This is a genomic window from Archangium sp., assembly GCF_036389735.1.
Lineage (GTDB): Bacteria > Myxococcota > Myxococcia > Myxococcales > Myxococcaceae > Archangium.
Genome location: NZ_DASVWK010000222.1, coordinates 1 through 2,711, shown reverse-complemented (window position 1 = coordinate 2,711; position 2,711 = coordinate 1). Strand labels below are relative to the sequence as shown.

Below are 2,711 nucleotides of genomic sequence, written 5' to 3'. Positions count from 1 at the left end.
AGCCGACGTCCCCGGTGCCGGGCGGCGCGGGGCCGGAGCACCTGGCGTATGCCATCTACACCTCGGGCAGCACTGGCCGTCCCAAGGCGGTGATGGTGCGGCAGCGGGCGGTGGCCAACCTCGTCGAGGCGCTGCACCGCGCGGTGTACGCGCCAATGGGGCCGGGGCAGCGGGTGAGCGTCAACGGCTCGGTGTCCTTCGACACGTCGGTGAAGCAGCTCTTCCAGCTCCTGCGCGGGCACACGCTGGACGTGACGCCGGAGTCCGTGCGCTTCGACGGCGAGGCGCTGCGCGAGTACCTGGAGCACCAGCGGGTGGATGTTTTTGACTGCACGCCCTCGCAGCTCCAGCTCCTGGTGGAGACGGGCTGGCTGGAGGAGGCCACGCGGCCCGTCACGCTGCTGATTGGCGGCGAGGCCATCTCCGAGACGTTGTGGCGGCGTCTGGCGGCCTCGCGGGTGGTGCGGGCCTTCAACGTGTACGGCCCCACCGAGTGCACGGTGGACGCGACGGTGTGCCCCATCACCTCGGAGCGGGAGCGCCCCGTGCTGGGCCGGCCCATCGCCAACGTGCGGCTGTACGTGCTGGACGGGCACGGGCAGCCGGTGGGCGTGGGCGTCGCGGGCGAGCTGTTCATCGGTGGAGCGGGACTGGCGCGCGGCTACCTCGGGCGTCCGGATGCGACGGCCGAGCGCTTCGTGCCGGATCCGTTCGGCGGAGAGCCCGGTGCGCGGCTGTACCGCACGGGAGACCGGGCCCGGTGGCTGGCGGACGGGACGGTGGAGTTCCTCGGGCGCGTGGACTTCCAGGTGAAGCTGCGCGGCCACCGCATCGAGCTGGGTGAGGTGGAGGTGGCCCTGCGCGAGCTGCCCTCGGTGCGGGACGCGGTGGCGCTGGTGCGCGAGTACGGGCCGGGAGATCAGCGGCTGATGGCCTACGTGGTGGCTTCGGCGCCGGTGGACGGCGCGGCGCTGCGAACCGTCCTCAAGACGCGCCTGCCCGAGCCCCTGGTGCCGGCGGCGATCGTCGTGCTGGCCGCCTTCCCGCTCACCCCGAGCGGCAAGGTGGACCGGAAGGCGTTGCCGCTGCCGGGGGTGGCTCCGAGGAGCGAGGGCTTCGTCGCGCCGCGCACGGACACCGAGCGGCGGTTGGCGGAGCTGTGGACGCGGACGCTGGGCGTGGAGCGCGTGGGGGTGACGGACTCCTTCTTCGAGCTGGGCGGGCACTCGCTGCTGGCCACGCAGCTCGTGTCGAGGGTGCGCGGCACCTTCGGTGTGGAGCTGCCCCTGCGGGCCGTCTTCGAGTCCCCGACGCTGGAGGCGCTCGCCCGACGGGTGGAGGATGCGCCGCGGCTCGCCACGGGAGCGGGGGCTCCGCCGCCCCTGGTGGCGAGGCCGGGAGAAGAGCCGGTCCTCGGCTTCGCCCAGCAGCGGCTGTGGTTCCTGGATCGACTCCAGCCGGGGAGCACGGCGTACAACGTCCCCTCCGCGGTCCGGCTGACGGGGGCCCTGGACGTCCAGGCCCTGGAGCGAGGGCTGGAGGCGCTCGTCCAACGCCACGAGGTGTTGCGGACGACGTTTGGCGAGCACGAGGGCCAGCCGGTGGCGCGCGTGGTGGGGCGGGCGCGGGTGGAGCACGGGCGGGTGGAGCTGTCCGGACTGTCGGCGGACGCGCGTGAGGCCGAGGTGCTCCGGCGGGCGGAAGAGGAGGCCCGGAGGCCCTTCGTGCTGTCGGAGGGGCCGCTGGTGCGGACCCTGCTGCTGCGCCTGGGCGGGACCGAGCACGTGCTGCTGCTGACGATGCACCACATCGTCACGGACGGCTGGTCCACGGGCATCTTCGTGCGGGAGCTGGCGGCGCTGTACGGGGCCTTCTCGCGCGGAGAGCCGAGCCCGCTGGCGGAGCTGCCGCTCCAGTACACGGACTACGCGCGCTGGCAGCGCGAGTGGCTCAAGGGCGAGGCGCTGGAGGCACAACTGGCGTACTGGCGTGGGCGGCTGGCGGGCAGCCCGTCGGTGCTGAACCTTCCGTTGGACAGGCCGCGCCCCGAGGTGCCGGAGTTCCGGGTGGGAGCGCATCGGTTCTCCCTGTCGAAGGAGCGGGTGGAGCCCTTGCGCGTCCTGGCGCAGCGAGAGGGGAGCAGCCTGTTCATGGTGCTGCTGGCGGGCTTCCAGGCGCTGCTGGGAAGGTGGAGCGGGCAGGAGGACATCGCGGTGGGCACGCCGGTGGCGGGGCGCACGCGAGCGGAGGTAGAGGGGCTGATCGGCCTCTTCGTCAACACGCTGGTGCTGCGCACGGAAGTGGGCGGGGCGCCGACGTTCCGGGAGCTGGTGGCGAGGGTGAGGGAAGTGGCGCTGGGGGCCTACGCGCACCAGGACGTGCCCTTCGAGAAGCTGGTGGAGGAGCTGAGGCCGGTGCGAGACCTGCGGTACTCGCCGCTCTTCCAGGTGATGTTCGTCCTCCAGAACGCGCCCCGGACGCGGCTGGAGCTGCCGGGCCTGACGCTCACCGGGCTGGACGTGCTCCACGGCAGCTCGAAGTTCGACCTCACCCTGTCCCTGGAGGAGACGGAGACGGGGCTCGAGGGAGCGCTGAGCTACAACGCCTGCCTCTTCGACGCGGCGACGGTGGCGCGGATGGCCACCGAGCTGGAGGTGCTGCTCGGCACGGTGGTGGGTCGGCCGGATGAGCCGCTCCCGCGCTTGCTGGAG

1 protein-coding gene is annotated in these 2,711 nt (G+C 73.0%); it reads left to right on the top strand.

Features of this window, described 5'->3' with window-relative positions; all coding sequences use genetic code 11:
- Positions 1-2,711: condensation domain-containing protein (locus VF794_RS08205; protein ID WP_331108626.1), on the top strand; the 2,711-nt coding region annotated here is incomplete at both ends.